Genomic DNA, 1368 nt, shown 5'->3' with positions numbered 1-1368 from the left:
CACCCCACTTCGGTTTGACTAAAACCCCCGCTTTAATGAGGAAGGGCATTTGAAAAAGAAACTGTACTAAACCACCCAGAAACACCCCTATCGCCAAACCTACCTCTGGTTGAGCCATGATCGGTGATATGTACCATGCACTGAGAATGATCATCACGTTGAGAAAAACGGGTGTAAATGACGACACCGCGAATTTGCCCATGGTATTGAGAATCGCTCCAGACAAAGCAACAAAGTGATAACCAAAGATAGGGAAACGTAATTTTGAGCATAAAGCTGGCAAGCTCAAATTTTTCCGCAGCTGGCCCACCATGTAGCCAGTCAATAAACCATCCCGCGCCAAATAATGCCGTGACAACGCCAGAACCAAGCACCCCTAAAATCGTCACAATGGAAACGATCACTCCGAGCGTCCCTGATGCTTTAGCGATGAGATCCCGTGTTTTGTTTAGATCGCCACTGGCGTGGTATTCCGTTAGCACAGGAACAAAACGCTTGAGAAAAAGGCCCCCTCAGCGAAAAGCCTTCTTTAAAAAAGTTCGGAATTTTGTTGGCAAAGAAAAAATACGTCGGCACTGGCACCTGCGCCCATTAAATTGGCGACAACCACCATCGCGCACTAAGCCTAAAACACGAGAAACCAACGTCATAGCGCTGACGATCATGCCGGACTTGAGTAGTCGTTTACTCACTGTAACCTCGAAATATCACCGTAGCTTAACTTTTATCCGTCTTTTGTTAGGACAGACGCGGATATTTATTAGACATTGGTCTAAAAATGCTGATACGAATCCCCGCCATCTTAACCGCGTATGCCCTTTCTTACCAAAACTTGTTTTGGTCGCGATTGGGTTTTGCACAAATCATTTGACAATCGGGCATAAATGAGGGATATTCCTCGCCCTTAAATTGTCACCGAACTAAAGTTTTTGGGAGTTAGACCCTTGGCAATAACAATCTGCTAGAGCGCGCTATCCAAGCTGAGAACGTCGTCAGCACAATGCTAGCCGTCGTTCAATGATGCGCACTTACATGAAAAAAACTGTTGCTGCAATCGCTGCTGGCGATAAAGAAGCTGCAACTGCTGCATTCGCTGTAGTTACACCGATCCTAGACCGCATGGCGACTAAAGGCCTTATTCACAAGAATAAAGCAGCTCGTCACAAGTCTCGTTTCGCTGCACAAATCAAAGCTCTTTAATAGAGTCTCGATTCAGTGAAAAAGCCGGCTTTATGYCSGTTTTTTATTGCTATCAAATTACCCATATAAAAAAGCTGGCTTGTAAACCAGCTTTTCTTTTCTACACGGCACGCAAAGGCATTATTCTTCACAATAAAGACTATGCAGCAGTTTAATCATTGCTTTTAC

Annotated in this window: 2 pseudogenes; one reads left to right on the top strand and one right to left on the bottom strand. The window is 44.7% G+C overall.

Annotated features, from left to right (window positions below):
- Window positions 1-692: pseudogene (gene murJ, locus CIK04_RS25950) on the bottom strand (murein biosynthesis integral membrane protein MurJ); the annotation flags it as partial.
- Between the two features lie 266 nt (window positions 693-958).
- Here murJ and rpsT point away from each other — a divergent pair.
- Window positions 959-1200, top strand: a pseudogene (gene rpsT, locus CIK04_RS25945) (30S ribosomal protein S20).
- The last annotated feature ends 168 nt before the right edge of the window (window positions 1201-1368 follow it).

Source organism: Vibrio sp. 03_296 (assembly GCF_002265885.1).
The sequence above is the reverse complement of the archived record's forward strand: the minus strand, read 5'-3'. Positions and strand labels throughout refer to the sequence as shown.